Annotated in this window: 2 protein-coding genes; both read left to right on the plus strand. The window is 66.0% G+C overall.

From position 1 onward, the window contains the following. On the plus strand, window positions 1-1,471 hold a 1,471-nt coding region (locus DM373_RS28315), incomplete at its 5' end, for an RCC1 domain-containing protein (protein WP_425272616.1). Window positions 1,472-1,597: 126 nt separating this feature from the next. Next, the gene (locus DM373_RS28320; protein ID WP_110996605.1) at window positions 1,598-1,780 is read left to right on the plus strand and encodes a hypothetical protein; all 183 of its coding nucleotides are present in this window, start codon (window positions 1,598-1,600) and stop codon (window positions 1,778-1,780) included. Window positions 1,781-1,848: the final 68 nt, after the last annotated feature.

Below are 1,848 nucleotides of genomic sequence, written 5' to 3' on the forward strand. Positions count from 1 at the left end.
GCAGCTCGATCTCATTGCCCCCCATGCCTTGGTCCAGGCCAACGATGGCGCCAACGTGCAGCTGGCCTACAGCATCGAGCGCAAGGCGGGAGGCACGGAAGGCCCCTCGGCAACCGCGGCCTACGATGTCAAAAGCGACCTGGTAACCGGCTCGTTGCGCGTCATGGGGGCGCGTTGGTCACGTGGGTCCTATCGTGCCTCGAGCAACTGGCGACTGCTCAGTGCCCTCGACGCCAATACCGGCAAGCCTTTGGCCGCCCAATGGCAGTACGCCGGCGATATCGGCTGGAGCGCACCGAGCACCACCTGGCGCGACACCGACTCGGGCCGTTTGCTGCGGGTGCGGACCGCCGATGACCTGGTCACCCTCAATACCCCCAACCTGATCGGCAATGGCATATACCCCTTTTTCCCCGGTATAGCCGCCTTCGTCGCTCATCGTGACAGCGGCGACATGATCGGTTGGGGCAACCCGAGCCGTGGCGGCAGCATACCGTCGAACATCATCAACATGACCGACATCAACGAGGTCAGCTGCACGGGGTCGGCCTTCGCCGGACGCACCCACAGCGGCCAAGTGGTGGCGTGGGGCAATGCGCCACTGGGAGGCACCAGCCCAGTGCCGCCGCGCACCTATACCCAGGTTTGCGGCAACAGTAGCGCGTTCGCGGCAATCAACGACCAAGGCGCGGTGGTGGCCTGGGGCACGGCGACAGCCGGTGCGACCGTACCGGGTCCGATCAAGGTGCTCACCGACCTGCGCAGCCTGGCAGCAACCGACACCGCCTTCGCCGCGATCCGCCAGACCGGCGAGGTGGTGGCCTGGGGCGATTCCGCCAACGGCGGCAGCGTGCCCAGCGAGATAGGGGGATTCCGGGATATCAAGGAAGTACTCGGCACCCACTATGCCTTTGCCGCCTTGCGTGGCAATGGACGGCTGGTGGCCTGGGGCAGCGCGCTCGCCGGTGGTCAGGTACCTGGTGAGATTGCCGCGCTCACCGATATCGTCGAGCTCAGTTGCGCCAATGCCCAGGCCTTCACGGCACGCCGCGCCACCGGGCGGGTGGTGGCCTGGGGCAACGCCAGCCATGGTGGCACGCTGGACGGTATCATCGGCGGCTTGACGGACATCGTTCATGTGGTGTCCACCAGGTATTCGTTCGCCGCATTGCGCGGCAATGGCCATGTCGTCGCCTGGGGGGGGGGACGAGGGCTCCGGTGGCGTAGTGCCTCCCGCAATAGCTGCGCTGGACGACATCATCCAGGTTGCCGGCTCTATCTATGCCTTCGCCGCCCTGCGCAAAACCGGCCAGGTGGTGGCCTGGGGCCCTGCCACCGCAGGCGGAACCTTGTCCGCAGAAGCCAGCCAGCTCAACAACGTCGTCGCCTTGTATGCCAACAGCCAAGGCTTCGCCGCCCTCACGGCCGACAGCCGCGTGATCGCCTGGGGCCAGCCGACAGGGGGCGGTGACAACAGCAGCGTAAGGCATCTGCTCGACGGCAAGGTGTCGTACCTGGCCAAGCCCGAGGCGCTTGGCCGCGCCATGCAGGTTGGGGCAACACACAAGCAGGGCTGAACTCGACCGAGGACAACGGCATGAACGTCGAATGGATCAAAGGGCTGTGGCTGACCAGCACCACGGTACCCAGCCCCGGCAGCCCCCCGCGCGTTACTCCCACCCGAGATCGTCGGGTCGAGGAAGCACCGTCGATTGCGCTCATCAAGGATGGCGTGTTCAGCGTGACCTACACCGTCGAGCCACAGGGGAAACCATCATGACGTCCCTTCGCCAGAACCAGCACTCCAAGCCCCTGCAGTTCAAGGTCAGCCGCAGTGCGGCGCCAAGG

The sequence above is a fragment of the Pseudomonas sichuanensis genome, assembly GCF_003231305.1.
Taxonomy (GTDB): Bacteria; Pseudomonadota; Gammaproteobacteria; order Pseudomonadales; family Pseudomonadaceae; genus Aquipseudomonas; species Aquipseudomonas sichuanensis.

Coding starts and splice junctions, on each gene's coding strand:
- DM373_RS28320 (WP_110996605.1), top strand. CDS start 1,598: ATGAACGTCGAATGGATCAAAGGGCTGTGGCTGACCAGCACCACGGTA.